Below are 24,997 nucleotides of genomic sequence, written 5' to 3'. Positions count from 1 at the left end.
GACGGCGACCCGATCAAGACCGAAACCGGCGAAGGGCTCGGCGGCGCCGACGACGGCAAGGAGGCCGCGGAAGGCGCGGCCGAAGAGGCCAAGAAGAAGGCCGAGGAGGCCCTGCACGGCCTCGACGGCGACCAGGACGGGAAGCCCGACGGCCTGCTCGGCGAGGACGACGGCGACCGCGACACCCTCAAGGTCAAGCAGGGCGACAAGACCTTCGAGATGACCGAGCCCGACCACGACGGCAAGATGGACATCAAGGTCGGCGACGGGCCCGGCGACCCGAAGGACTTCAAGCTCGACTGGTCCACGGACGGTCCACAAGGGACGGACGACGGCTGCTACCGCCCGGGCGACGACGGCAAGATCCACATCGAAGACGGCGACCTCAAGATCACCGCCGAACGCCCGGACGGTCCGGAAGGCCCCACGGTCGTGACCGTCGACGACGGCAGCGGCACCCCGACGACCTACACCCTCGGCGAGGACGACAAGCCGTCGGACGCCCTCGGCGACACACCCGGCAAGCGCGACGACGACCTGCCCACCCACCGCGGCACCCTCGAGGACCTCGGCACGGCCACCGACGGTTCCGGCGCGCACCACAGCCCGGACGGCTCGCCCGGCGGTGACAGCCCCGGCCAGCACGGCGGCGGCGACGGTTCGCACGGCGGCGGCGACGGTGGTGCCGGGTCGCACCACGGCGGATCCGGCGCGGCCGGGTTCGGCGGCGGTGCGCACGGCGGTCCGTCGACGGCCGGGTTCGACCCGTCCGGCGCCGGGCTCGGCGACACGCCGACGTCCGGCGGCGCCCACACCGGTGTCGGACTCGCCCAGCCGCAGCCGGCGGCCGCCGCGTTCGCGCCCGCCGGTGCGACCGCCGGCACCGGCGGCCAGCCGACGTCCGGGATGCCGGGCATGGGCGCCATGGGCGGTGGCGCGCACGGCGGCGGCGGCGGGGGAGACACCGAACGGCGGTCCTCGGCCTACCGGATCGACGGCGCGGTGTTCGACAACCTCGGCGAGCCCGGCCGCCGGATCATCGGCTCCTTGAACGACGACGAAGACCCGGCGTCCGCCCGGACCTGGTAGGAGGACGCATGACCGACATCACCGGGATCAAGGCCGAACTCGACGGCCTCGTCCGCGAACAGGCCGACCGCCGGGCCCTGCGGGAACACCAGGGCGAAGAGATCAAGGCCCGGTCGCACGAGTACATGACCAAGCAGGTCCAGGCGGCGGAGCGGTACGTGATGCACCGCCGCGAGCTCGCGCAGCGGAAGACCAAATCCGGCTGGAGCACCGACCGGACGCACGGGGAGCCGCCGTCGGCCTTCGACGACGGGGTGGAGTTCCCCGGCGCCGGCGAGGCCCCGCCGTTCGCACCGGGGCGCCCGGCCAGGGACGAGTCACCCCGGCACGCCCGGCGTCACCGCGCGGCGGAGGACGCCGACGAGTTCGACAACAACCCTTGGTGAGACCGTCCACAGTGGACGTCACGGTCGCCAGAGGTCGACGGCGATCCCGGGCAGCCGCTCGGTGAACGTCCCGTCCGGGCTCGCCCGGTGCAACAGTTCCCGCAGCTCCCTCTCGAACTCCGCGCGGCGGTCGCCGAACAGGGACGGCGTCGAGCTGGACAGCGAGAAGACCGCGGCGACGACCTCGTCGGCGGTGCGGCTGAAGACCCACCCCGGGACCTCGAACCGCCGCGGCCCGGTGAACCCCGCGCCGCGGTAGATCGCCGGTTCGCCGCCGGGCGTGCCTCCCGGGAGGACGCTCCGTCCCGCGCGCCGCACCGGGCCGAGGTACTTCCGCACCAGCTCGGTGATCGCCTCGTGGGGGACTGATCCGTCGACGCCCTCGTGCGTGGTCGCGTGCACGTGGGCGCAGCACCCGCCGGGCTCGAGCATCCCGTGCACCGCCGCGGCGACCCCGGCCCGGTCGAACCAGTGGAACGACTGGGCGAAGGTGACCAGCCGGAACCGGCCGAGCCCCGCGGGCAGCTCCTCCGCGCGCCGGTGCACCCACCGGCAGTTCGTGACTCCCGCCGCCTGACGGCTCGCTTCGCCGAGCATCTCCGCGTCGGCGTCGAGCCCGACCGCCTCCTCGAACATCCCCGCCAGCAGCAGGGTCAGCGAGCCGGGGCCGCAGCCGACGTCGAGCAGGCGTCCGGTGCCGTCCAGCCCGAGTTCGGTGGCGAACGCCGCCGCCAGCTCGGGTGGGTACGCGGCCCGGCCCCGCGGGTAGTACTCCGCACTGCCCGAGTAGAGGGACGGGTCCCATTCCCACGTGTCCGCCATGCCCTCAGCGTAGATACTCGGGTGTCATGGACTCCGCGAACTGGTGGCGCGACGCCGTGGTCTACGAGGTCTACGTACGCAGCTTCGCCGACGCGGACGGCGACGGCACCGGAGATCTCGCCGGCCTGCGCTCCCGGCTCGGCTACCTGGCCGATCTCGGCGTCGACGCCGTGTGGACCACGCCGTGGTACCGCTCGCCGATGGTCGACGGGGGCTACGACGTCCAGGACCACCGGTCCGTCGACCCGCTGTTCGGCACCGACGCCGACGCGCTCGCGCTGATCGCCGAAGCGCACCGGCTCGGGCTGCGGGTGCTGATCGACGTCGTGCCGAACCACACCTCCGACCGGCACCGGTGGTTCCGGGCCGCGCTGGCCGCCGGGCCCGGCTCGCCGGAACGCGCGCGCTACCACTTCCGGCCCGGCCGCGGCGCGGACGGCGAACGGCCGCCGACCGACTGGCGCAGCGTCTTCGGCGGTCCCGCCTGGACGCGCGCGGCCGACGGCGAGTGGTACCTGCACCTGTTCGCCCCCGAGCAGCCCGACCTGAACTGGGACCACGCCGGGGTGCGCGCCGAATTCGAGGACCTGCTGCGGTTCTGGTTCGCCCGCGGGGTCGATGGCGTCCGCATCGACGTCGCCCACGGCCTGCTCAAGGATCCGGCGTTCCCCGACCTCGGTGTCGGCGACGAGGGGATCGTCCGGCCGCCCGACCGCAGCCGTCACCCGCACTGGGACCGCGACGGCGTGCACGACATCTACCGCTCGTGGCGCGCGGTCGCCGGAGAGTTCGGCCCGGACCGGGTGTTCGTCGCCGAGGCGTGGGTCGACCGGCCCGATCGCCTCGCGCGGTACATCCGCCCGGACGAGCTGCACACCGCGTTCAACTTCGACTTCCTGCGCTGTGCCTGGGACGCCGGCGCGTTGCGGGAGGTGATCGACTCGACGATCGAGGCCCTGCACGCGGTGGGCGCGCCCGCGACGTGGGTGCTGTCGAACCACGACGTCGTCCGGCCCGTGACGCGGTTCGCCGATCACCTCGCCCTGGGCCGGCGGCGGGCGCGGGCCGCACTGCTGCTGATGCTCGCCCTGCCCGGTGGCGCCTACCTGTACCAGGGCGAGGAACTGGGGCTGGACGAGGTCGGGGACCTGCCCGAGGCCGTGCTCGCCGACCCGACGTGGGAACGGTCCGGCCGCACCCGGCGCGGCCGCGACGGCTGCCGGGTGCCGCTGCCGTGGTCGGGGAGCGAGCCGCCGTTCGGGTTCACCGATGGCGACGCGCGGACGTGGCTGCCGCAACCGGCCCGGTGGCGGACGATGACCGCGCGGGCTCAGGCGGACGATCCGGGCTCGATGCTGTGCCTCTCCCGCGCCGCCCTCGCCACGCGGCGGGAGCACCCGGCACTGGGGGACGGGACGATGACGTGGACGCCCGCGCCGGACGGCGTCCTGTCCTTCACCCGCGAGCCGGGGTTCGGGTGCGTGGTGAACCTGGCGGCCGAGCCGTGCGAGCTCCCGGACGGCGCACGGGTGCTGCTGGCGAGCGGGCCGCTCGACGGCGGCCGGGTGCCGCCGGACACCGCGGTGTGGCTCGGGAGGAGTTGAGGGAGCCTCACCCGGAAGGGAGTGTGTGAAACCGGCGCGACGGGGTATCCGGTCCCGTTCGTTCCGCCGCCGATCGAGCCGGAGGTCTTCCGATGCCCGCGCGAACCGCACCGCCGCCCGCCACCGACGTCGTCGGCCTGGCGCTGAAAGTCCTTGCGGCCCAAGGCTTGAGCCGCTCGGCCGCGCACGCCGCACTGGTTTCGATGGCGCAGGACAGAGGTCTCCCGGTGGCGCGCTGCGCGGCGCTGGTGGTGGCCGCGGTCGACGGGAGGGCGAGCTGATGGCCGTCACCGGAGGGTTCCCGCGGGCCGTGAACGAGGACACCGCCTCGGTGGGCGGCGGTGTGCTGCTCGCCGTCGGGCTGGTCGTCGCGTTCTTCACCTGGTGGTCGTGGTGGACGGCGGCGGGCCTCGCGCTGGCGGGCGCGGGCGCGCTGTGGCTCACCGTGGCGAACCGGGACGAGTAACCCACCCGCGAAGGGGAAGCCTCCTCCAACGACCACCGATCGAGGAGGAGATTCTCCATGGCGGAGAACGACGAGGACGTCATCGAGCTGCTGCAGCGGCAGCACCGGGAGATCCGCGAGCTGTTCGCCGGGCTGGACACCGCCGACGGCGACCGGCGGCGGGAGCTGTTCCACGACCTCGTGCGGTTGCTGGCGGTGCACGAGACCGCGGAGGAATTGGTCGTGCACCCCGAAATCCGCGACCTGGAGCCCGCGGCGAGGCCCGTCGTCGAGGCCCGGCTGGGCGAGGAGCACCGGGCGAAGGAGCTGCTGACCACCCTGCAGAAGATGGGCACCGAAGCCGACGGGTTCGACACCCTGCTCGTGCAGCTGCGGGACGACGTCCTCGCGCACGCCGAGCATGAAGAGCGCGAGGAGTTCCCGCTGCTGCGTGCCCACCGCCCGCCGGAGCGGCTGCGGGCCATGGCCGCGACGGCCAAGCTGGCCGAAGCGGTGGCGCCGACCCGGCCGCACCCCGGCGTGGAGAGCGCGAAGGCGAACCTCCTGCTGGGCCCGCCGGCGGCGATCATGGACCGGGCGCGCGACCTGATCCGCGGCGCGCTGAGGAGCTGACCGCGATGACGGATCCGGACGGCGAACCGGTCGACCCCGAGGAGTTCGCGGAGGAGGCCGGGCTGGACCCGACGCCGCAGGAAGTGGCCGAGTACGAAGAGCTGGCGAAGAAGAACCCGCCCTGGTCGTCGCCGGACTGAGTGCTTTCGGGGGTTCCGGGTGGCGGAGCCCCCGGCTCGAGGCGGAGCCTCGGTTGGGCGCTGAGTGCTTTCGGGGGTTCCGGGTGGCGGAGTCCCCGGCTCGAGGCGGAGCCTCGGTTGGGCGCTGGGTGCTTTCGGGGTTCCGGGTGGCGGAGTCCCCGGCCGAGGCGGAGCCTCGGTTGGGCCCTGAGTGGGTACTCCCTCCGCATGGCGGAAGGCTCGGCCCGCAAACTGCGGCGTTACCAGGAGATGCGCGACTTCGGCCGCACGGCCGAGCCGTCGGGCGGGGCGGCGGGCGGCCCGGACAGCCACCGGTTCGTGGTGCAGCGGCATCGGGCCCGCCGGCTGCACTACGACTTCCGGCTGGAACTCGGCGGCGTGCTGGTCAGCTGGGCGGTGCCGAAGGGACCCACGCTGGACCCGAAGGCCCGCCGGCTGGCTGTGCACGTCGAAGATCACCCGATCGAGTACGCCGACTTCGAGGGTGTCATCCCGCGCGGCGAGTACGGGGGTGGGGACGTCATCGTCTGGGACCGCGGCGTCTGGCAGCCGGTCGAACCCGATCCGGCGCGGGCGATCGAGGACGGGACCCTGCACTTCGACCTCGACGGCGAGAAGCTGGCCGGGCGGTTCGTCCTGGTCCGCACCCGCCGCGACGGCGGGGACAAGGAGCAGTGGTTCCTGCTGCACAAGGACGACGAGCACGCCCGGGCCGGCTGGGACGCCGAGGAGCATCCGCGCTCGGTGAAGAGCGGCCGCACGAACGACGAAGTGGCGGCCGCGCCCGCGGCGTTGTGGCACGGCGACCGGCCGGCCGCCGAGGCGGAAGAACCGGTGGGGTTCGCGGCCGCGACCGAGGACGAGCTGGCCGCCCTGGACGCGCTCGGCGCCAAGGGCCGGTGGTCGGTCGGCGGCCGGGAGCTGGCCCTGACCAACCTGGACAAGGTGCTCTTCCCGGCCGACGGCGGCGGTGAGCCCGTCACCAAGCGGGACCTGATCCGCTACTACGTCACGGTCGGGCCGGTCATGCTGCCGTACCTGGCCGGCCGTCCCCTCAACACCCACCGGTTCCCCCAGGGCGTCACCGAGCCGGGCTTCTGGCAGAAGGAGGTCCCGCAGCACGCACCGGACTGGCTGACGACGTGGCGCAACGAACGTGCCCGGCCGGGGGAGACCCGGCGGTACGTCGTGGCCGACAGCGTCGCGACACTGGCGTGGCTGGCGAACTACGGCGCGTTGGAACTGCACGCCTGGACTTCCCGCGCCGCCGACGTCGACCACCCGACGTGGGTGTTGTTCGACATCGACCCAGGGCTCGAGACGTCGTTCGACGAGGTGCTGGAGCTGGCACGGCTGCACCGAACCGCGCTGGAGCACTTCGGCCTGACCGGGCGGCCCAAGGTGACGGGCCAGAGGGGGATCCAGGTCTGGGTGCCGATCGCGCCGCACTGCACTTTCGAGCAGACCCGCACGTGGGCCGAGACGGTGTCCAAGACGATCGGGCGCGTCCTGCCGGACCTGGTCAGCTGGGCCTGGACGAAGGACAAGCGTGGCGGCCGCGCCCGGCTCGACTACACGCAGAACGTGCTCAACAAGACCCTCGTCGCGCCCTACAGCGTCCGGCCCCGGCCCGGCGCGCCGGTGTCGGTGCCGCTGGAGTGGGACGAGCTCGACGACCCGCGGCTCGCCCCGGACCGGTGGACGATCCGTGACGTCCCGGACCGCCTGGCCGAGCGGGGTGACCCCTTCGCGGCGCTGCTGGGTCTCGAGCAGAAGCTGCCCGGCCTGTAGCCGTTCCCCCCAATGTCATGAACGGCTCTTTCCTGTCACCGGACGACAGGAAAGAGTCGTTCATGACATCAGCGAGCCGCGGCTCTCAGGCGTCGACGGTTTCCAGGCGGCGGGGCTGGAGCCGGTCGAGCTCCGCGCGGGACAGGCGCGGGCGCCCGCCGGCGTGCTCGGTGGTCGACGCGGCCGCCGCCACCGCCAGGCTCGCCGCCGTCTCCAGCGGGCGACGGCGGGTGAGCGCCGCGGTCAGCGTGGCCACCAGCGCGTCCCCGGCGCCGGTGGGGTCGACGACCTGCGTCTCGACGTGCGGCACGAACCACGTGCCTTCCGGCCCGGCGAAGAGGTTCCCCTGCCCCGACACTTCGAGCACGGCCAGCGACGGCCCGCGCCGCCGGAGCTCCGCGGCGGCCCGGACGGCCGAAGCGACGTCGTCCACCGCCTGCCCGGTGAGGAGCTCGGTTTCGTGGCCGTCGGCGCGCACGACGTCGGCGAGGGCGAGCAGGTCCGCGGCGAACGTGTCGTCCTGCGGTGCCCCGTCCAGCACGACGCGGGTGCCCGCCGTGTGCGCCAGCCGGGCCGCCAGGAGCGCCGCCGGGGCCGGTTGCTGCAGCTGCACGATCACCGACGCCGCGGCCGAAATCGGGGCGGACGCGGCGAAGACGTCGGTCTCGGTGAGCAGCGTCCCGTCCGGGACGTGCTCGAGGTAGCGGCGGCGGCCTTGGGCGTCGACGATGTCGACGAGCAGCGCGGTCTCGGCGCCGGCGCGGCGGACCACGTGCGAGGTGCTGATCCGGTCGGCGCGGGCTTGCGCCAGCATTGCGTCGCCGGTGTGGTCGCGGCCGACGACGCCGACCAGGGACACCGACACGCCGAGCTGGCTCAGCGCCACGGCCTGGTTGGCGCCCTTGCCGCCGAGCAGCTCCTGCCGATGCCGGACCGGCGCCGAGGAGTCCGCGCCGGGCGCGTCCGGGACTTCGATCACCAGGTCGCGGGCGATCTGCCCGGCGACGACGACTTCGCTGAACACCACCGGCGCCTCCTCGGGTCCACCGGCTGGCTACCCAGCACGGGGCCGCGGGTAAACCGCTCGATCGGGTCGGTGGTTGCCGGGCGCCGTCCCGGGTAGCCCTGCCGCCATGAGCGACGACGGGAAGGCGGCCGAGCTGCGCGGGCTGGCCGCGGAGCGGTTCGGCTGGGCCGAGCTGACGGCCGAGCAGGTCGAGGCGATGAGCGCGGCGCGGGACGGGCACGACGTGCTGGTGGTGCTCCCCACCGGGGCCGGCAAGTCGGCGATCTACCAGGTGCCCGCGCTGGTGCTGCCGGGCCCGACGGTGATCGTGTCGCCGCTGCTGGCGCTGCAGCGCGACCAGATCGAGGGCCTGGACGCCGCGGCCGTCCCGGACGCCGTGGCGCTCGATTCGCGGCAGTCCGCGGCGGACCGGAAAAGCGTGTGGGAGGCGATCCGGCGCGGCTCGGCGGAGTACGTCTTCCTGTCGCCCGAACAGCTCGCGAAGGACGAGGTCGTCACCGGCCTGGCCGGGGCGGGCGTGTCGCTGTTCGTCGTCGACGAGGCACACTGTGTTTCGGCGTGGGGGCACGACTTCCGGCCCGACTACCTGCGCCTGGCCCCGGTCGCCGAGCGGCTCGGGCGGCCGCCGGTGCTCGCCTTGACCGCCACCGCCGCGGCACCGGTCCGCGACGACATCGTCGCCGCGCTGGGCCTGCGGGACCCGGTGCGGGTGATCGCGAGCTTCGACCGGCCGAACCTGCACCTGGCCGTGGCCAGGTTCACCGGTGACGCCGCGAAGCGCGCGGCCGTCGTGGACCGGGTCACCGCGCTGCCCGGCAGCGGGCTGCTCTACACCGCGAGCCGCCGCGAGGCCGAGGAATACGCCGCGGAGCTGGCGGCGCGCGGCGTCCGCGCCTTCGCCTACCACGGCGGGATGAAGACCGCCGACCGCGACGAGGTCCACGAGCGGTTCGCCGCGGGCGAGACCGACGTCGTCGTGGCGACCTCGGCGTTCGGCATGGGCATCGACAAGCCGGACGTGCGGTTCGTGGTGCACGCGTCCGTCCCGGACTCCGTCGACACCTACTACCAGCAGATCGGCCGCGCCGGCCGGGACGGCGAACCGGCCGAGGTGCTGCTCTGCTACCGCCCGGAAGACCTGGCGCGGCAACGGTTCCTGACCCGGTCGGCGCCCCCGGAGGAGGAGCTCCGCGCGGTCGTCGAAGCACTGCGGCCCGGTCCGCTGAACCGGCGGCAGCTCGCGGAGGCGGTACCCGGCCCGTCCGCGCGGCGGACCCGCGCCCTCGGCCTGCTGGAGCGCTGCGGCGACGTGCTGACCGGGCCGGACGGCCGGTTCGCGCTGACCGGCGCCCGTGCCGACGCCGGTGCCGTCGTCGGGCGGGCGCTCGACGCGGCGGACCGCGCGGCCGAGCTCGTCCGCTCGCGGGTGGAGATGATCCGCGCCTACGCGGAGACCACGGGCTGCCGCCGCCGGTACCTGCTCGGCTACTTCGGCGAGGAGCTCGGTGCACCGTGCGGTCATTGCGACACCTGCGAAGCGGGCACCGCGGCCACGGAACGGCCGCACGCGGGGGAGTTCCGCGCGGAGAGCGTGGTCCGGCACGCCGAGTGGGGCCGCGGCGTGGTCATGACCGTCGAGGACGGCAAGCTCACCGTGCTCTTCGACGACGTCGGCTACCGGACGCTGTCGCTGCCGGTCGTGCTCGAGCAGGACCTCCTCGAGCACTGCTGACCGCCGGTCGGATCAGCACGTTGGGCCGGATGGCCGTGCCGGGTCCGCTCCCGCGTGGCCGGTCCCACAAAGCGGGCCGCTGCAACAGGTGGATCACCGCGTCTTGGGGTAAATCAAGAGAACCCAGACCGGTGGAGGTGCGGTGACCGAGACACTGATGAACGCGGCGGACCGCTGGAGACCGCTGACCGAGTTGCTGCAGGCCCTGCTCGAGCGGATCGGCGGCGAGCTGCCCGGCTGCCTCGGCGCGGGCCTGACCGTCAGCCACAGCGGACGGCCGTTACGGGTGCTGGCGACCGCGGGGATCGCCGAGCATCTGGTGCCTGTCCAGCTGGCGCACGGCGGTCCGGTCGCCGTCGCGGACGCGACGGGCGAGCCGGTCACGACGGACGACCTCTTCGGCGACCGGCGCTGGCCGGGGCTGACCCGCGACGCCGTGATCGCCGCCCGCCCGGAGGCGGCCGGACTCTCCACGGTGGCCCGCGGCGCGGTCGCGCTGCCCGGGTTTTGGGACGACAGCGGGGTATTCGTGCTATCGGTCACGCTGGACCGGCCGCCCGGCGCCGAAACCCTGGCGGTCCTGCGGCGCTACGCGAAGCTCACCGAAACGACCCTGGTGGTCGCGGAGACCGCCACCGCGGGCGACCCCGACCAGATGCTGGACCTGCTGGCCTCCCGCGCCGCCATCGAGCAGGCGAAGGGCGCGATCATGGCCGTCCGGCAGTGCCCGCCGGAAGAGGCCTGGCAGACCCTGCGCCGGGCCAGCCAGGAGTTCAACGTCAAGGTCCGCGAGCTGGCGGTCGCCCTGGTCGAGTACCTCGGCGGCGGCTCGGCGGACCGGCCGGACGGCACCCCGGAGATCCGGCCCAGCGCCCGGGCCCGCCACGCGGCGGAACGGCTGTGGTCGGCGTTCACCGCGAACCAGGGCGTTTCCCGATCGGGTGGTTGGGTATCAAGACCCCGTCCTTGATCACGTCACTGCGTCGCCGGCCCGGTCCGGCGCGGAAGGCCTGCCGAACCCGTGTTCTCCACCTCCCCGGTCCCCACCCGGTCCGCGCCGCTGACGGCGCGCCGGACGGCGTACCGCCCCGGTCTCCTGGTGCTGACCTTCGCCGGCGAGATCGACGCCCTGACCCTGCCGATCCTCGAGCGCGAGCTGGGCGCGGCACCACCGGGAACCACGATCGTGGACCTCACGCAGGTGGCGTTCGTCGGCCTGGCGGGCGCCCGCGCCCTGGCCGCGGCGGCCGAACGCGCGGGCAGCGAGGGACGGCGGTTCGGGGTCGTGGCGAACAGCCGCACCCTCGCGCGCCTGTTCCGGATCACCGGCCTGGCGGCGGTCGTGCCGATGTTCGCGTCGCTCTCGGACGCGCTGCGGGAGCTGCTGTCGGCCGTGGTGCACGACGGCGAGGAAGAACTGACCCGCCCGAAACTGTCGGACCCCTGCGGTAACGTGAAATCCGGGGGTCCCCCTGGCGGGCGACCCGCCGCCAGCGCTGCCTGCTGACCGGGTTCTGCCGGAAGCCACGACGACGGCGCACCGCCTGGATTCTGCGGTCCGGGTTCGGTGCCCCCCGGATTCGGCGCCGCCGATTCAGGCCCGGCCTGGGTTGGGCACTGCTGGTTGAGGCACTGCCCGGTTCGGCACTGCCGGTTCAGCCACCGCCGGTTCAGGCACCGCCCGGGTTCAGCTCTGCCCGCTGGGGGAGAGCCAGCGGGTGACCAGCACGGCCGTGTCCTGCCGCGGCTCGCCGCCGCCGTGGGCGAGGATCTCGCGGGTGAGCCGGCGGGCGATTTCCGGGGGCAGCTGGCCGGCGTCGTCGCCGAGGTGCCGGGCGATCCGGTCGCGGCCGAACGGCTCGCCCGCCCGGTCCCGGGTTTCGGTGGCGCCGCGGGAATGCAGGACGAGCAGGTCCCCTGGTTCGAGCCGGGCCTCACCGGCCGGGGGTGGTCCGCCCGGCGCGGCGAACCCCGTGCCGATGGCGGCGTCCGCGGGCAGGACCTCGCCGCCGCGGACGAGCAGCGGGGCGGGGCTGCCGGCGTTCAGCCAGCGCAGCCCGCCGGTGGCGAGGTCCAGCTCGGCGACCACGCCGGTGACGGCCGGGGCGTCCGGCAGGGCGGCGAGCTCGGCACCGACCGCGGCGAACTGGTCCTCGAGCGGGGCGCCGTCGTGCCGCGCGGCGCGGTAGGCGGACAGGGCGTTGACGACGGCGATGTTCGCGCCGCCCGAGCGCGGCCCGGCGTCGAACAGCGCCAGCTGCGCCCGCCGTTCCGAAAGCGCGTAGTCGAACACGGTGCCGCACAGGTCGTACGCCGGCTGGATGCTCGCGCCGACGACGACGCTCTCGGTGGCGCCGGTCAGCGGCGGCAGGCTCTGCCACAGCAGCTCGGCGGGGGAGCCGCGGTGCCGTCGCCGCCGACGGCTGTCCAGGCCGTCGCCGTACTGGGTCGTGACGGTGACGAGGTGGCCGAGCAGCGCGGCCAGCCAGCGGCACTGCTCCCGCAGCACCGGGTCGTCCGGGTCGGCGTCCTCGGCCGGGACGATCTCCAGCACCCCGAGCCGCTCCACGCCGTCGAGCAGCACCGTCCACAAGGTGCCTTCCCGCGTGACGGTGGTCCCGGCGCGGCGGAACACGTCCCCGCCGACGGTCGTGTCGATGTCGAGCTCCGCCGCGCCCGGCCGCAGCGGCACGAGCGTGCGCTGGTCGTAGTCGGCGAGGTAGACGCCGATGGTCACGTCGAGCGCGCGTCCGGCCTCGGCGACGATGGCGGGGAGCCGCTCCGGTGGTGCGCGGTGCGCTCCTTCGAGCAGGTCGACGAGCGCTTTCAGGGGGCCGTGCAACGGTTTCGCGTCGCGGACGGAGTGGCTGTAGGGGGCGCGCGCCGGCCCGGCCACCTCGTCGAGCCGCTCGTTGACCGCGTGGGCGAGCATGTCGCGGTCGACGCGGGGCAGCGCGGTCAGGCCGTTGAGGTAGGCGTCGAGTTCCAGCAGGCTCAGGCTGCCGCCGAGCGCGAAGTACCGCATCCACAGCTGTTCCAGCGTCAGGTCGCTCCGGGCGAAGCAGGCGGCGATCAGCCGTCGCTGTTCCTCCTCGGGCAGGAAGCGCATGCGGCTCACCGTTCCGACGGCGCCGGGACGAGGAGGTCCGCGGCGGCCTCGGCGGGGCTGCGGCCGCGGGCGCGTGCCAGCGAAAGCAGACGGTCGAAGGCGGCCTCCTCGCCGACGCCGTCCCGGCTCATGAGGAACCCCTTGGCCAGCGTGATCAGGTCGCGCTCGCGGAGGGTGTGCTTGAACTGCTCGCTGAACCGGCTCGCCCGTTCGTAGGCGCGGGTGTTGGCGACCAGGATCGCCGCGCGCTCGGCGAACGTCAGCAGCGTCCGCTCGTCGGAGGGCCCGAACGCGCCGGGCGTCGTCGCGTAGATCTTGACGGCGCCGTGGCAGCCCTCGTCGGTGACCATCGGGGCGGTCAGCACCGACCGCAGCCCCGCGCCGGCGACCGCGGCGCACCACCGCGGCCAGCGCCGCTCGGCCGTGACGTCGTCGATCCGCTGCGGCGAGCACTCGGCCAGCGCGGCCATGCAGGGGCCTTCGCCCAGTTCGTACTGCAGGGTGTCGGCTTCGCGCACGAGCGGGCTCGACGCGCTCGTCGTGGTGAGTTCGCCGCCGGGGTCGACGAGAGTCACCCCCACCCCCGCCGCGGCGGTGATCGTCGTCCCGGCGAGCGAGACGATCAGTTCCAGCACCGAGCCCACGCTCTCGCGCGAGAGCAGCAGCCCGGACATCCGCGCGGCGACCGCGGCCAGCTCGCCGTCCAGCGGCAGTTTGTGCGGCAGTTCGCCCGGCGAGCCCTCTTCCGACGACATGGCCGCTGGTTACCAACCGGCCGCCACCGGCAAACCTGCCCGTACATGGCAGGCCGGGAATTGGGTACCCGGCAGCTTCGCATGCGGGAGCGGGAGGAGCAGACATGGACCGGCTGGAACCCACCGCGACGGCTTCGCCGCTGTTCGACGACGTCACCGGCGCACTGGAGGCGTTGACCGCCGTCCTCAAGGAGGAGGACGACTTCCGGATCTTGCTGCGGCACGTGTGCCTGCAGGTCCGGCACGCCGTTCCCGGCGTCGACGAGGCGTCCGTCACCCTGGTGACCGGGGAGGTGCCGCACACGGCGTCCGCGACGAGCGGCGTCGTCGGCGACCTCGACGGCGACCAGTACCGGCTCGGCGACGGCCCCTGTCTCGAAGCGATCCGCAGCGGCAAGATCGTCCGGACCTCGATCACCGACGCCGTTCGGAACTGGCCGGACTTCGCCCGCGGCGCGGAGGAGGCGGGGTTCGGGAGCTTCCTCGCCGCACCGCTCGTGGCCGACGAGCAGTTTTCCGGCGCGGTCAACTGCTACGGACGGCAGGACGACGGCTTCGAGGAGATCGAGGGCAGGCTGCTCGAGCTCTACACCGCCGCGGTGGAGGCGATCCTCCGCGTGTACCACCGGTACCTGCGGGCCCGGGAGACCGCGGAGCACCTCCGGACGGCGCTGACCTCCCGCGCGGTGATCGACCAGGCCAAGGGCATGCTGATGGCGATCCGCCAGATCGACGCCGACGACGCGTTCTCCCTGCTCGTCGAGCAGTCGCAGCGCGAGAACACGAAGCTGCGCGAAGTCGCGGAGCAGTTCGTCGAGCGGGTGGTCTCCGGCCACGTCATGCCACGGTAACGTGGGCCCGTGGCGGGGAGCCGGATCACGGTGCGGGTCGGTGCGCGGCAGCTGACGCTGTCGAACCTCGAGAAGGTGCTCTACCCGCGGAACGGGTTCACCAAGGGCGAGGTGCTCGACTACTACACGCGGATCGCGCCGGTGCTGCTGCCGCACATCCGGGACCGGGCCATGACGTTCGTGCGGTTCCCCGACGGCGTCGCCGGTGGTTCGTTCTTCGAGAAGGACGTCTCGCGGCACGCCCCCGACTGGGTCCGCCTCGCGCACCTGGCCGTCGGCGGCCGGGGCAAGGACGCCGAGATCGTCGCGTACCCGGTGATCGACGACCTGCCGGAGCTGGTGTGGGCGGCCAACCTCGCCGCCCTCGAACTGCACGTCCACCAGTGGACCGTCGGCCCCGGCGACGAGCGGAGCACTCCGGACCGGCTGGTGTTCGACCTCGACCCCGGTCCCGGCGCGACGGTGGTCGACTGCTGCCGGGTCGCCGAACGGCTCTACGACGTCCTCGTCGCGGACGGGCTCACTCCGGTGGCGAAGACCAGCGGCTCGAAGGGCATGCAGCTGTACGCGGGCGTGGTGACGACCGACGGCGGTGAGCCGTCGCGGTACGCGAAGGCGCTGGCCGAGCGGCTCGCCGCGGAGACGCCGGACCTCGTCGTGGCGCGGATGACGAAGAACCTGCGTCCGGGCAAGGTCTTCATCGACTGGAGCCAGAACAACCCGTTCAAGACCACGGTGGCGCCGTACTCGCTTCGCGGGCGCGACGAGCCGACGGTGTCGGCTCCGGTCACGTGGGACGAGGTTCGCGCCTGCCGGCACGTCACGCACCTGCGGTTCACCGCCGACGACGTCCTGGCGCGCGTCGAGCGGCTCGGAGATCTCTTCGCGGAGCTGGAGCGGACCCGCGTCGCGATTCCGGCAATCGGCTGAACTTTCCGGACCGCCGTTTTCGCGGTGTGCCCGGCAGAGTTTCGCGGAAATTGCGGGAAAACGGTGTCACCAGCGAATTTGATCGTCCACAATGGAGCAATGCACGTGCAGACGCCGCGTGTCACTGCACGATCTCCGTGCAGGGGAAATCCCATGGTGGGCCGCCGTCGGTGATCTCGGTACGGTCTACGCACGAATCACGGTGGCCGTCGCGCGGTGGAAGACAATGCTATCGCGGCCGTCGCCGGTATTGTCGAACGTGGCGAAAGGAAACGGGTGTCCGGCCTGATCGACACCGATCTCGAGTTCTGGTTCCAGCGCGGCCTGCGCGCGTACCTGGGCGAGGTGGCCAGGGCACTCGGCCTCGGCCTCGAGTCCTGCACGGTGGACGTCGACGTCCCGGTGTCGGCCTACCTGGCGGTGGACTGGCGGCTGCGCCGGTTCCCCGACCGCGACGTGGCGCTGCTGTGGGACGAGGTGCACGGGTGGGCGGTCGCGGTCGAGGCGGCGTGCGGGGAGGAGATGATCGTGCTGGCCTACCTCGGCGGGGCGGACATCCTGCCGGAGCCGCAGGTCATCGTGCGGTTCCTGGGCGCGCTGCGGGCCGGTGCCCGGGTGCCGGACGGGCCGGGTTCGCCCGTGCTGCGCCGCGCCGGGCGCCACCAGGAGCTCCTGCCGCTGCTGCCGGCTCGCTGACGACGCGGTTCCGGCTCACCCGGCCAGGCGCAGCGCGAAGTACACGCCGCCGCCCGCGGAGAGCGCGCCGAGGACGAACCCCGTCCAATGGACGCTTTCGAGCGCGGTCTCGCGCACGAGGGCGATGAACAGGCCGAGGCCGCCGAACACGATCATCGTCACGTCGTCGCCGATCGGCGGCCGCAGGTCGATCGGGGTGCCGCTCCGGCGGAGCTGGACGACCTCGCCGGTCACCCGCGAAACCGCGGCCACCACCGGGGTGCCCGGTGCGGTGTCGAGTTCCTGCCGGAAGTCGTGGAGTTCGAGGTCCCGCCCGTCCGAGGCGCGGATGGTGACGAAGTAGGTCGTGGTGGTGGTCGGATCCGGCCCGGAGGACGACGAGTGCGTCTGCCAGTGGTCGGAGACCGTGCCTTCGACCGAGTAGGTCGGCGCGTCCCGCACGACCAGGTCGTGGATGGCGTAGGTGAGCAGCCCGGCCGGCACGGCGAACCACAGCACGGTCCCGATGATGCGCAGCACGATCATCGGCCCAGCCGATCATGGGCGCGGCGCCCGGTGGGAGGGGACGAATGCCGTCGCCCGGCCGTGACCGGCGTCACTTCGGTGGCTGTCACATCGGCCGGGACGCCGGAGTCGTGGAGGTGACGGGCCCCGGGCCGGTCGTCGCATCGCTCGCCCTGCTGTGACCGGCGAGCCAGGTGAGGGCGCCGGCGGCGTGGCTCAGCACGGACAGGTGCCCGTCGCCGGGCGTGGGCCGGTACTCGGCGTCCGGGCACCGCCGGGCGAGCCAAGCGCTGTGCGAGGCGGGGATCATCCGGTCCTGCTCGCCGTGGACCAGCAGGACGGGCGCGCCGATCCGCGCGGGGTCGGCACCCCAGGGCGTGACGTAGGCGAGGTCGTCGTCGATCAGGCCGCCGGGCCCGCCCGCGAGCGCCGCGCGGACGACCTCGTCCAGCCACGACCATGACCCCTTCAGCGCGGCGAAGTCGGCGGCGGTGAAGACATCGGGATCGAACTCGGCGGCGGCTTCGTACTTCTCCTTCGCCGCCCGGCCTTCGGTGGCCGCGCGCAGCGAAGCGGCGCTCGCGGCGGCCATGCCGCCGAACCAGTCGAGTCCCTCGGCGTCGAACGGCGCGACCGCGGCGAGGGCGGCGACGGCGACGACCCGCTCTGGCAGCCGGGCGGCGCAGGCGAGGGCGTGCGAGCTGCCGCCGGAGTGCCCCATGAGGGCGAACTCGCCGATGCCGAGCGCGTCGGCGACCGCGCTCACGCACTCGGCGGCGTTCCCGACGGTCCGCCCCGGCACCGGTGTGGAGGTCCGGTAGCCCGGCCGGTCGAACGACACCCAGCGCACGCCGAGCTCCCGGGCGAGCGGCAGCAACGGCCCGGGCGGGGCACCGGTGTTGGGCGTGCCGTGGTGCCAGAAGACCGTGAGCCGGGCGGAGCCGCCGGTGTCGTAGACGTGCAGGGTGCGCCCGCCGGGCAGGGCCAGATCGGTCTCGGTCACCACCCGGCCGAGCCTAGCGAAGCACCTCCGGCGTCGTGAACGACTCGTTCACCCCGCCCGAGGTCATGAACGACTCGTTCATGACCTCGGACCCCGTGGCCCCGCGTGCTCAGCGGGCCAGCCGCTCCGCCAGCCAGGCCAGCGAAAGCGGGTAGCGGTAGTCGATCCCGCCGTGGCCGGCGTCGAACAGCTCGAAGTGGATCCGGTCCTCCGGCAGGCCCGCCCGCACCGCTTCCGCGCGGAAGGCCTCCGCGCCGAGGTCGAGGAACCACTCGTCGCTGGTGCCCGCGTCGATCCACACCGCGCGCAGCGACCGGACCGCCTCGGCGTGGCCCGCCACCATCCGGACCGGGTCCCAGTCCAGCCAGCGCTGCCACTGCTCCGGCCGCAGCGCGCCGGTCAGCGGGTCGAACGGCAGCTCCGGCGTCCCGTCCTCCCGTGCCGAAAAGCACGCCGAGACGCCGAGCATCATCAGCAGCGTCGAATCCTCGGGTTTCGTGAACGCCGGACGCGAGCGGAAGTCCGCCCACCACGCCTGGATGTCCTGGTCGTAGTCGCGCAGCGCGCGGACCGCCTTGCCGAAGTCGGGGACGTAGCACAGCTCGTACAGCGAGTCTCCCGCGTGCGTCGCCAGCGCGCCGAACAAGTCCGGCCGCAGCATCGGCGTGATCATCGCGCCGAACCCGCCCGACGACTTCCCGGCGATCGCGCGGGATTCGCGGTCCGGGAGGGTCCGGTAGTGCTCGTCGACCCACGGCACGATCTCGTCGCACAGGTAGGAGTGGTAGCGGCCGGTGCCCGGCGAATCGACGAACTGCGAGCCGCCGTACGCGGTCCACGCGTCGACGTAGACCACGACGCAACCCGGTGCGCCATCGGCGAAGACGGCGTCGGCCGTCTCCACGAACGGCTGCCGGAACGGCGTGCGGTTGGCCCACATCGTCAGGTGCCCGGTGTAGCCCTGGATGACGTACACCGCCGGGTACCGCTCGTCGCCGTCGTCGTAACCGGGCGGGACGTACACCCACAGCGGCCGCTCGTGCGGGTCGCCGAGCGGATTGTCGCGCAGCAGCGCGGAGTTCACGGTGTGCCGGTCGAGCCGGCCGGCGAGTTCGCCGTCCCAGGGCAGCATCCGGCCAGTCAACCACGGTCCGGCCTACGCTGGCGGCGTGGCCGAGCTCGCCCAGGTGAACGTCGCGGTGCCGCGGGCGCCGCTGGACGACCCGGTCATGTCCGGGTTCGCGAACGCCTTCGACGCCGTCGCGCGGCTCGCCGAAGCCGCACCCGGGTTCGTCTGGCGGCTGGACGCCGGATCCGGGCACGCGATCGTCGCCTCGGACGGCGGCGCCGGGCTGGTCGTCAACGTCTCGGTGTGGCGCGACTACCGCAGCCTGCACGAGTTCGTCTACCGCAGCGCGCACGGGCGGGCCCTGCTGCGCCGGCGCGAGTGGTTCGCGCGGACCCCGCAGCCGTCGACGGCCTTGTGGTGGGTGCCGGACGGTGGCCGCCCCGGCGTCGAGCAGGCACTGGCGCGGCTGCGGTACCTTCGGGACCACGGGCCGTCCCCGCAGGCCTTTTCCCTGCTCTGCCGGTTCACCGCGGACGGGCGCCCGCTGGGCCGCCGCCGGTAAACGCTCGCCGTCGCCTGCCCGGTCTGGCACGATCGGGGGTGTGAGCCCGGTCGAGATCGCCTGCGACGAGTCGGGCTCGGAGGGCGAGAACCTGCTCGGCGGCGAAACGGACGTCTTCGCCCACGCCGGCGTGCGGATGCCGCCGTCCGCGGCGGCCGCCTGCGTGCGCGAGATCCGCGAGCGTATCGGCTCGCCCGCGGAGGAGTACAAGGCCAACCACCTGCTCCGCGCCAAGCACCGCGCGGTCCTCGAGTGGCTGCTCGACCCCGGCGGCCCGCTCGCCGGGCGCGGGCACGTGCACCTGACCGACAAGACGTTCTTCGCCGTACGGGCCGCCGTGACGCTGCTGGCCGAAGACGGCACGGAGGCGTCGGCCCGCACTCTCCACCGCGCGGGTCCGGCCGCGTTCGGCGCCGCCCGCTGGGAGTTCTTCCTGACCGCGTTCACCAGCGTGCTGCGCCTGAACCCCCGGCGCGGCGTGACGACGTCGCCGCGGGAGTTCTTCGCGCTGGCCGGCGAGCTCGCCCGGGTCCCCGGCGAAGCCGGTGAGATCGTCGGCCGGTTCCGCGGCGGGGAGGATCGCGTGGCCGCCTACCGGGCCCGGCTGGCGAGCGACCCGGGCCTGGTGCCCGTGCTGGATCCGCTGGTGCCGGCGGTGATCCACACGGTCCGGCACTGGAGCGCGGACGGCACCCCGGTCGCCCTGGTGCACGACGAGCAGCTCGCCCTCACCGCCGAGCGCGTGCTCCAGCTCAAAGCGACCCTCGGCCACCGGCTGGCGGGTGTGCGTTTCGTCGACTCCCGGTCCGACGCCCGCGTGCAGATCGCCGACTTCCTCGCCGGCGTGGCCCGCAGGATCGCCTCCGACGAGCTGAACGGCCGCGGCGACGCCCGCCTGACCACCCTGCTGGAGTCCTTTGTGGACACAGACTCGGTCTGGGACGGGCCGGCACCCCGCCTCAGAAGGTGATGCCGCCCTCGATGTCGCGCGCCTGCACGACGATCCCGCCGACATGGCCGGAGATCTGGTTGGTGACGCCGCCGGTCTCGGCGTGCTGCCCGACGGCCGCGCGTTCCCACTCGGCCCGCACCTGCTCGCCGAACTCCGGATCCGCCGCCTGCTTGGCCTCCAGGGTCTCGGCGAGCTCGCGCACCTCCGGCGAGTCCTGAGCGGCCCCTTCCGCGGCTTCGAGCACTGCTGTCGCGTCGGGGTCGTCGGCGAACTTGGCTTTGATCAGGTGGTACAGCCCCACCACGGCTTTCCCCGCGACCGCCGCGGCCACGGACACCAGAACAGGTTCAGGCACGGCAACCCCTCCACAGCCCACCGGGAACTCCCCGACCGAGCATACGGGCACCCGCCTGCCGCACAAGGCCCTCGCGGTGTCCTGGCGGTGGGACAGGCACCTGTCGCTGTCCCGCCGCCGCCCGACGTGGCAGCCGGCGCGATTGTGCTTTTTGGCTAGGCCGCTTTCTTCTCGGGTTCCAGTAATCCGGCCGGCATTCGACCGGAGAGGCGATGTGCGTCGCCTGGGCGTTGAGGCTCTCGTTCGCGGAGGGCTTGTGGCCGAAGCCGAAAATGGCAGCTGCCGCGAAGAACACCAGTACCGGCAGCGCTTCCCGCCGCACCGGAGACGACGACCTGCCGGATCATGCCCGCCTGGACCACGGAACCGGCCACGGTCCCCGGCAGCTCGTTCGTCACCGAGCTCGCGCCGTGTTCGTGCTCCGGTTCGTCGACCATCGCCGTTTCCCAGTCCGCCCGCTCTGCGGCAGAACTTCCGGTCTACCGCAGAACGCCGGGCCCGCGGAAGCCGAATGTGACATGGCCAACGCAGACTGTCACGAGTGAGTGAGACTGTCTCGGTTCGCGGACAGAATTCTCTGACTATAGTCAGGTAATGGACCAGGACCTGGTACGGGACCTCCGGCGCTTCAACCGGACCGTCACCCAGCGGATCGGCGCGCTCGACGACACCTTCCTCGCCCGCGCGCGCCCGCTGGGCCAGGCCCGGGTGCTGTGGGAGATCGGCGAGGCGGGCCGGGACGTCCGCGAGCTGCGGGCCCGGCTCGGCCTCGACTCCGGGTACCTGAGCCGGCTGCTGCGCGGGCTGGAGCAGGACGGCCTGGTGCGCGTCGAGCCCAGCGACGGCGACGGCCGCGTCCGGACCGCGCGGCTCACCGAAGCCGGGCTGGCCGAACGCGCCACCCTCGACCGGCTCTCCGACGACGCGGCCACCGCGATCCTCGCCCCGCTGTCCGGCGGGCAGCGCACCCGGCTCGTCGCCGCGATGGCCGAGGTCGAGCGGCTCCTGACGGCTTCGGCGGTCGAGGTCGCCCCGCGTCCGCCCGGCCACCCGGACGCCCGGTTCTGCCTGCGGGCCTACTTCGCCGAGCTGGCCGAGCGGTTCGACGAGGGTTTCGACCCGCGGCTCAGCATCTCCGCGGCCGACGCCGAGATGACGCCGCCCGCCGGGGTCCTGCTGGTGGCCACGCTGCGCGGCGAACCGGTGGGGTGCGGCGCGTGCAAGCTCCGCGACGACGCGCCGGCCGAGGTCAAGCGGATGTGGGTGTCGCCGACAGCACGCGGCCTGGGGCTCGGGCGGCGGCTGCTGGGCGAACTGGAGGCGTACGCCCTCGGGAAAGGCGTCCGGACGCTGCGGCTGGAGACGAACCGCGCTCTCGCCGAAGCGATCGGGCTGTACCGCGCGGCCGGGTACCGGGAGGTCGCGCCGTTCAACGACGAGCGCTACGCCGATCACTGGTTCGAGAAGATCCTTCCCGGCCCCCGTACCCTGGCCTAGTGCGCACCCGGCCCACCCTCTCCTGGACGTCGGCGGACGCGCCGCTGCCGCGGACGTCCAGCCTCGACGAGCTGACCGGCGTCGTCGCGCGCGGCCGGGTCGCCGTGCTCAGCGGCGCCGGGCTGTCCACCGAGTCCGGGATCCCCGACTACCGCGGCGAAGCCGGCAGCCTGCGCCGGCACACGCCGATGACCTACGACGAGTTCGTCACCAGCGCCGCAGGACGGCAGCGGTACTGGGCGCGCAGCCACCTCGGCTGGCGCACCATCGCCCGAGCCGATCCCAACGACGGCCACCGCGCGGTGACCGCTCTGCGCGACGGCGGTTTCGTCGGCGGCGTCATCACGCAGAACGTCGACGGCCTGCACCGGGGGGCGGGCACCGCGGACGCGGTCGAGCTGCACGGCAGCCTCGACCGGGTGATCTGCCTGGACTGCCGCCGCACCAGCCCGCGCGCGGACCTGGAACGGCGGCTGCGGGCGGCGAACCCGGGCTTCGAGGGCACGGCGAGCCGGATCAACCCGGACGGCGACGTCGAGCTGCCCGACGACGTCGTGCGCGGGTTCCGGCCGGTACCGTGCGAGGCGTGCGAAGGCGTGCTCAAGCCGGACGTCGTGTTCTTCGGCGAGAACGTGCCGCGGCCGCGCGTCGAGCAGTGCTACCGGCTGGTCGACGACGCCGCCGCGTTGCTGGTGCTGGGCTCTTCCCTGACGGTGATGTCCGGGCTGCGGTTCGTCCGCCACGCGGCGAACGCGGGCAAGCCGGTGGCCATCGTCAACCAAGGCGAGACCCGCGGCGACCGCTATGCGTCGCTCCGGGTCGACCTGCCGCTGGGGCGGGCGCTGACCGAGCTGGCCGCGCGGCTGGGCTGCGGGCTCAGCGAGGATCGCGGCCGAACCGCGTGAGCACCCGGTCCTGGCGGGTCGCGTGGGGCGCGCCCGGCGGCGGGTCGGCGAAGAACCTCGGGCCCGGTGCCAGTCCCGCGAAGATCTCGTCGTGGCTTTCGTCGATCCACGCGACCAGGCCCGGGTCGAGGGTCTCGTCGGCCCCGAGCGCGCGGGCGAGATCCCAGGTGTGGACGGTGCTGTCCGCCGTCCGCAAGGCCAGGGCCTGCCGTCCGGTGAGCTTGCCGAGCGGGTAGTCGACGACGCGGTCGAGCGCGCCTTCCTCGGCGAAAGCGTCCGCGCAGGCCTGGACCGACCCGGTGAACGCGGCGACGGGGTCGTCTCCGAGCGCGTCGGCTTCACGCTGGGCCAGGAACTCCTCGCGGGTGGCCCCGCGCAGGAGCCCGACGTAGTTGAGGTTGCCGCGGGTCATGTGGTTGACCAGCGCCCGGACGTCCCAGTCGGTGCACGGTGTCGGCGCGCCCCAGCCGTCCGGCGCGACCGTGCGGAGGTGGCGTTCGAAACCCTTGCTGGCGAGGAGGAACCGGTCGAGCACCATGGTGGCCAGTCTGGCCGAGTCGCCGGAGCGGCGCACGCGGAAATCAGACGCAGTGGACGAGCCGGTCCGGACGAGTGGGGGGAACCCGCCCGGACCGGCTCTGGCGACGGACCTCCACAGCCGGTCGTCGCCTGCAAGACGCGGTGGCCGCCCCGAGCGTTACATCGGTCGCAACCCGTCCCACGACCAGCGGGGCATGGCCAGCCCGGGGGGCACATCGTCGGCTGGGCCCGGGTAGGTGAGCACCTCGGCCACCGCCCACTCCATGTAGGCCCGCAGCGCGGCGCGGAACTCGGGATCGGCGGGCAGGCCGGCGTCGTCCGCGGCCTGCACGAAACAGGTCACGAACCGGCGGCCGAGGTCGCTTATGTCGCCGTTTCCGGCGTGCATCCGCAGCATCGCCGAGTGGTCGCTGCACTCCTGCGAGAAGCGCGGCGGCCCGCCCATGACCTCGGCCCAGTACCAGGCGAGCCGGTCGACGTGCTGCGGGTGCTGCCCGGGGTGGGAGAACGGGTGGTTCAGCTCCGGGTCGGCCAGGCAGCGCTCGTGGTGGGCGGCGGCCAGCGCGCGGAACGCGGGCTCGCCGCCGGCGAATTCGTACAGCGTCGGGCGCATCCACCGAGCCTGGCACGCCGCGTCCCCGGACGCTAGCGTGCTCCCGCGGCCGCGCGTTCCGCCGCGGGGGAGAAGCCGGCGAAGCCGTCGACCGCCCGCCGGACGTCTTCGGTGACGAGGTCGTGGTTCAGCGCGCCCCCGGCGGCGGCGCCCTGGGCCGCGGCGATGATCACGGTCGCCCGCGCGTCGACGACGTTCCCGGCCGCCCACACGCCCGGCACGCCGGTCTTCCCGGACGGGTCGACGTCGCCTTCGACGTAGCCGAGCCCGCGCAGCAGGTCGTCCTGCGGCACGGTCCGGGTGCGGAGGAACAGCGCCGTCCGCGGCACGAACCGGGCGCCGAGCTCGATCCCGGCGAGGTGGCCGCCTTCCCGCCGCACGGCGGTGACGACACCCTCGACGACGCGGATCCCGCGCGCGTCGAGCCGTTCACGGTCCTCTTCGGACAGTACTTCGGTGTGCGCGAAGTACACGACGTCCGGCGACCACTGGCGGACCAGCAGCGCGTGCTCGACGCTCGCGGGTTCGGTGCCGAGCACGCCGAGCGGCTGGTCGCGGACTTCGTAGCCGTGGCAGTACGGGCAGGTCATCGCGTCGCTGCCCCAGCTCTCCCGCAGGCCGGGGAGGTCCGGCAGGTCGTCGTGGACGCCGGTGGCGACCAGGACGCGCCGGGCGGTCAGCTCGCGGCCGCTCGCCAGCCGGGCCGCGAACCCCGGTTCGAGCCGGGTCACGTGGTCTTCGACGACCTCCACGCCGTAGCCGCGGAGCTCCTCGCGGCCGATTTCGAGCAGTTCGGACGGCGGCAGGCCGTCGCGGGAGAGGAAGCCGTGCATGTGGGAGGCAGGGGCGTTGCGGGGCGCGCGGGCGTCGACGACCAGCACGCGTCGCCGCGCCCGGCCCAGCATCAGCGCGGCGCTGAGCCCGGCCGCGCCGCCACCCACCACCAGGACGTCATAGCTGTTTTCGGTCATGCCGCCACGATGGACC

28 protein-coding genes and 1 pseudogene are annotated in these 24,997 nt (G+C 73.7%); 18 read left to right on the top strand and 11 right to left on the bottom strand.

The window, feature by feature from the left end; translation table 11 throughout:
- Positions 1 to 1,089, top strand: a pseudogene (locus CF165_RS22160) (WXG100 family type VII secretion target); the annotation flags it as partial.
- An 8-nt stretch (positions 1,090 to 1,097) separates the two neighbouring features.
- Entirely contained in the window at positions 1,098 to 1,475 is a 378-nt protein-coding gene (locus tag CF165_RS22155; RefSeq protein WP_093949423.1) for a hypothetical protein, read from the top strand.
- A gap of 18 nt (positions 1,476 to 1,493) precedes the next feature.
- Here CF165_RS22155 and CF165_RS22150 read toward each other — a convergent pair whose 3' ends face one another.
- Positions 1,494 to 2,297 (bottom strand): class I SAM-dependent methyltransferase, encoded by an 804-nt coding sequence (locus CF165_RS22150; RefSeq protein ID WP_093949422.1) that lies wholly within the window; start codon positions 2,295 to 2,297, stop codon positions 1,494 to 1,496.
- Between the two features lie 26 nt (positions 2,298 to 2,323).
- On the opposite strand from CF165_RS22150, the gene CF165_RS22145 reads away from it, so the two are divergent.
- The 6 genes from CF165_RS22145 (at position 2,324) to ligD (CF165_RS22125) (ending at position 6,910) form a co-directional block, all read left to right on the top strand.
- The gene (locus CF165_RS22145) at positions 2,324 to 3,901 is read left to right on the top strand and encodes a glycoside hydrolase family 13 protein (RefSeq protein WP_093949421.1); all 1,578 of its coding nucleotides are present in this window, start codon (positions 2,324 to 2,326) and stop codon (positions 3,899 to 3,901) included.
- A gap of 92 nt (positions 3,902 to 3,993) precedes the next feature.
- Complete coding sequence (locus CF165_RS22140; protein ID WP_093949420.1) at positions 3,994 to 4,182, top strand: hypothetical protein; 189 nt, start codon at positions 3,994 to 3,996, stop codon at positions 4,180 to 4,182.
- Positions 4,182 to 4,367, top strand: coding sequence for a hypothetical protein (locus CF165_RS22135; protein WP_093949419.1), 186 nt, complete (start codon positions 4,182 to 4,184; stop codon positions 4,365 to 4,367). Before CF165_RS22140 ends, CF165_RS22135 begins: the two co-directional genes overlap by 1 nt.
- 57 nt (positions 4,368 to 4,424) lie before the next feature.
- Complete coding sequence (locus CF165_RS22130) at positions 4,425 to 4,979, top strand: hemerythrin domain-containing protein (protein WP_093949418.1); 555 nt, start codon at positions 4,425 to 4,427, stop codon at positions 4,977 to 4,979.
- A 5-nt stretch (positions 4,980 to 4,984) separates the two neighbouring features.
- Positions 4,985 to 5,119 carry a hypothetical protein gene (locus CF165_RS53455; RefSeq protein WP_276209735.1) on the top strand — a complete coding sequence of 45 codons (135 nt, stop codon included), beginning with the start codon at positions 4,985 to 4,987 and terminating at the stop codon, positions 5,117 to 5,119.
- Positions 5,120 to 5,326: 207 nt separating this feature from the next.
- The gene (gene ligD, locus CF165_RS22125) at positions 5,327 to 6,910 is read left to right on the top strand and encodes a non-homologous end-joining DNA ligase (protein ID WP_093949417.1); all 1,584 of its coding nucleotides are present in this window, start codon (positions 5,327 to 5,329) and stop codon (positions 6,908 to 6,910) included.
- Positions 6,911 to 6,995: 85 nt separating this feature from the next.
- Here the strand turns inward: ligD (CF165_RS22125) and CF165_RS22120 are convergent, their stop codons facing one another.
- Positions 6,996 to 7,937, bottom strand: coding sequence for a PfkB family carbohydrate kinase (locus tag CF165_RS22120; RefSeq protein WP_093949416.1), 942 nt, complete (start codon positions 7,935 to 7,937; stop codon positions 6,996 to 6,998).
- A 106-nt stretch (positions 7,938 to 8,043) separates the two neighbouring features.
- Here CF165_RS22120 and CF165_RS22115 point away from each other — a divergent pair, with 106 nt between their 5' ends.
- The 3 genes from CF165_RS22115 to CF165_RS22105 all read left to right on the top strand — a co-directional run bounded on the left by CF165_RS22115 (position 8,044) and on the right by CF165_RS22105 (position 11,176).
- Positions 8,044 to 9,669 (top strand): RecQ family ATP-dependent DNA helicase, encoded by a 1,626-nt coding sequence (locus tag CF165_RS22115; protein WP_093949415.1) that lies wholly within the window; start codon positions 8,044 to 8,046, stop codon positions 9,667 to 9,669.
- 142 nt (positions 9,670 to 9,811) lie between these two features.
- Entirely contained in the window at positions 9,812 to 10,639 is an 828-nt protein-coding gene (locus tag CF165_RS22110) for an ANTAR domain-containing protein (RefSeq protein WP_093949414.1), read from the top strand.
- A 51-nt stretch (positions 10,640 to 10,690) separates the two neighbouring features.
- Positions 10,691 to 11,176 carry an STAS domain-containing protein gene (locus CF165_RS22105; RefSeq protein WP_240521720.1) on the top strand — a complete coding sequence of 162 codons (486 nt, stop codon included), beginning with the start codon at positions 10,691 to 10,693 and terminating at the stop codon, positions 11,174 to 11,176.
- 180 nt (positions 11,177 to 11,356) lie between these two features.
- Here CF165_RS22105 and CF165_RS22100 read toward each other — a convergent pair whose 3' ends face one another.
- Complete coding sequence (locus tag CF165_RS22100; RefSeq protein WP_093949413.1) at positions 11,357 to 12,778, bottom strand: PP2C family protein-serine/threonine phosphatase; 1,422 nt, start codon at positions 12,776 to 12,778, stop codon at positions 11,357 to 11,359.
- 5 nt (positions 12,779 to 12,783) lie between these two features.
- Complete coding sequence (locus tag CF165_RS22095) at positions 12,784 to 13,533, bottom strand: GAF and ANTAR domain-containing protein (protein ID WP_093949412.1); 750 nt, start codon at positions 13,531 to 13,533, stop codon at positions 12,784 to 12,786.
- Positions 13,534 to 13,637: 104 nt separating this feature from the next.
- Here CF165_RS22095 and CF165_RS22090 point away from each other — a divergent pair, with 104 nt between their 5' ends.
- The 3 genes from CF165_RS22090 (at position 13,638) to CF165_RS22080 (ending at position 16,010) form a co-directional block, all read left to right on the top strand.
- Positions 13,638 to 14,384: a GAF and ANTAR domain-containing protein gene (locus CF165_RS22090; protein WP_093949411.1), complete on the top strand. Its 747-nt coding sequence runs from the start codon at positions 13,638 to 13,640 to the stop codon at positions 14,382 to 14,384.
- A gap of 9 nt (positions 14,385 to 14,393) precedes the next feature.
- The gene (ligD, locus tag CF165_RS22085) at positions 14,394 to 15,314 is read left to right on the top strand and encodes a non-homologous end-joining DNA ligase (RefSeq protein ID WP_167441536.1); all 921 of its coding nucleotides are present in this window, start codon (positions 14,394 to 14,396) and stop codon (positions 15,312 to 15,314) included.
- Positions 15,315 to 15,590: 276 nt separating this feature from the next.
- Entirely contained in the window at positions 15,591 to 16,010 is a 420-nt protein-coding gene (locus CF165_RS22080) for a DUF6292 family protein (RefSeq protein ID WP_093949410.1), read from the top strand.
- A gap of 15 nt (positions 16,011 to 16,025) precedes the next feature.
- On the opposite strand, the gene CF165_RS22075 is transcribed toward CF165_RS22080, so the two are convergent.
- The 3 genes from CF165_RS22075 to CF165_RS22065 form a co-directional block, all read right to left on the bottom strand.
- Positions 16,026 to 16,535, bottom strand: a complete 510-nt coding sequence (locus CF165_RS22075; protein WP_093949409.1) for a hypothetical protein — start codon at positions 16,533 to 16,535, stop codon at positions 16,026 to 16,028.
- A gap of 85 nt (positions 16,536 to 16,620) precedes the next feature.
- Positions 16,621 to 17,520, bottom strand: coding sequence for an alpha/beta fold hydrolase (locus tag CF165_RS22070; RefSeq protein WP_093949408.1), 900 nt, complete (start codon positions 17,518 to 17,520; stop codon positions 16,621 to 16,623).
- A gap of 106 nt (positions 17,521 to 17,626) precedes the next feature.
- The gene (locus CF165_RS22065; protein WP_093949407.1) at positions 17,627 to 18,649 is read right to left on the bottom strand and encodes an alpha/beta hydrolase; all 1,023 of its coding nucleotides are present in this window, start codon (positions 18,647 to 18,649) and stop codon (positions 17,627 to 17,629) included.
- 37 nt (positions 18,650 to 18,686) lie between these two features.
- Here CF165_RS22065 and CF165_RS22060 point away from each other — a divergent pair, with 37 nt between their 5' ends.
- Together CF165_RS22060 and CF165_RS22055 are read left to right on the top strand one after the other, a co-directional pair.
- Positions 18,687 to 19,148, top strand: coding sequence for a DUF3291 domain-containing protein (locus tag CF165_RS22060; protein ID WP_158226811.1), 462 nt, complete (start codon positions 18,687 to 18,689; stop codon positions 19,146 to 19,148).
- A gap of 40 nt (positions 19,149 to 19,188) precedes the next feature.
- Positions 19,189 to 20,118, top strand: a complete 930-nt coding sequence (locus CF165_RS22055; RefSeq protein WP_093949406.1) for a DUF3800 domain-containing protein — start codon at positions 19,189 to 19,191, stop codon at positions 20,116 to 20,118.
- Here CF165_RS22055 and CF165_RS22050 read toward each other — a convergent pair.
- The gene (locus CF165_RS22050; protein ID WP_093949405.1) at positions 20,108 to 20,455 is read right to left on the bottom strand and encodes a hypothetical protein; all 348 of its coding nucleotides are present in this window, start codon (positions 20,453 to 20,455) and stop codon (positions 20,108 to 20,110) included. The genes CF165_RS22055 and CF165_RS22050 overlap by 11 nt on opposite strands.
- A gap of 594 nt (positions 20,456 to 21,049) precedes the next feature.
- Between CF165_RS22050 and CF165_RS22045 the strand changes: the two genes are divergently transcribed.
- The gene (locus CF165_RS22045) at positions 21,050 to 21,952 is read left to right on the top strand and encodes a MarR family winged helix-turn-helix transcriptional regulator (protein WP_093949404.1); all 903 of its coding nucleotides are present in this window, start codon (positions 21,050 to 21,052) and stop codon (positions 21,950 to 21,952) included.
- Complete coding sequence (locus CF165_RS22040; protein WP_093949403.1) at positions 21,952 to 22,857, top strand: NAD-dependent protein deacetylase; 906 nt, start codon at positions 21,952 to 21,954, stop codon at positions 22,855 to 22,857. Before CF165_RS22045 ends, CF165_RS22040 begins: the two co-directional genes overlap by 1 nt.
- Here CF165_RS22040 and CF165_RS22035 read toward each other — a convergent pair.
- The 3 genes from CF165_RS22035 to CF165_RS22025 all read right to left on the bottom strand — a co-directional run bounded on the left by CF165_RS22035 (position 22,829) and on the right by CF165_RS22025 (position 24,981).
- Positions 22,829 to 23,431: a TIGR03086 family metal-binding protein gene (locus CF165_RS22035; RefSeq protein ID WP_240521719.1), complete on the bottom strand. Its 603-nt coding sequence runs from the start codon at positions 23,429 to 23,431 to the stop codon at positions 22,829 to 22,831. The two genes, CF165_RS22040 and CF165_RS22035, sit on opposite strands and share 29 nt — an antisense overlap.
- 123 nt (positions 23,432 to 23,554) lie before the next feature.
- On the bottom strand, positions 23,555 to 24,010 hold the full coding sequence (locus tag CF165_RS22030; RefSeq protein ID WP_093949402.1) for a group II truncated hemoglobin: 456 nt from the start codon (positions 24,008 to 24,010) through the stop codon (positions 23,555 to 23,557).
- A 32-nt stretch (positions 24,011 to 24,042) separates the two neighbouring features.
- Positions 24,043 to 24,981: an NAD(P)/FAD-dependent oxidoreductase gene (locus tag CF165_RS22025; protein ID WP_093949401.1), complete on the bottom strand. Its 939-nt coding sequence runs from the start codon at positions 24,979 to 24,981 to the stop codon at positions 24,043 to 24,045.
- Between the last annotated feature and the right edge of the window lie 16 nt (positions 24,982 to 24,997).

Origin of the sequence: Amycolatopsis vastitatis (genome assembly GCF_002234595.1) — a bacterium.
GTDB classification, from domain to species: domain Bacteria; phylum Actinomycetota; class Actinomycetes; order Mycobacteriales; family Pseudonocardiaceae; genus Amycolatopsis; species Amycolatopsis vastitatis.
This window is presented reverse-complemented; position numbering and strand designations above follow the sequence as displayed.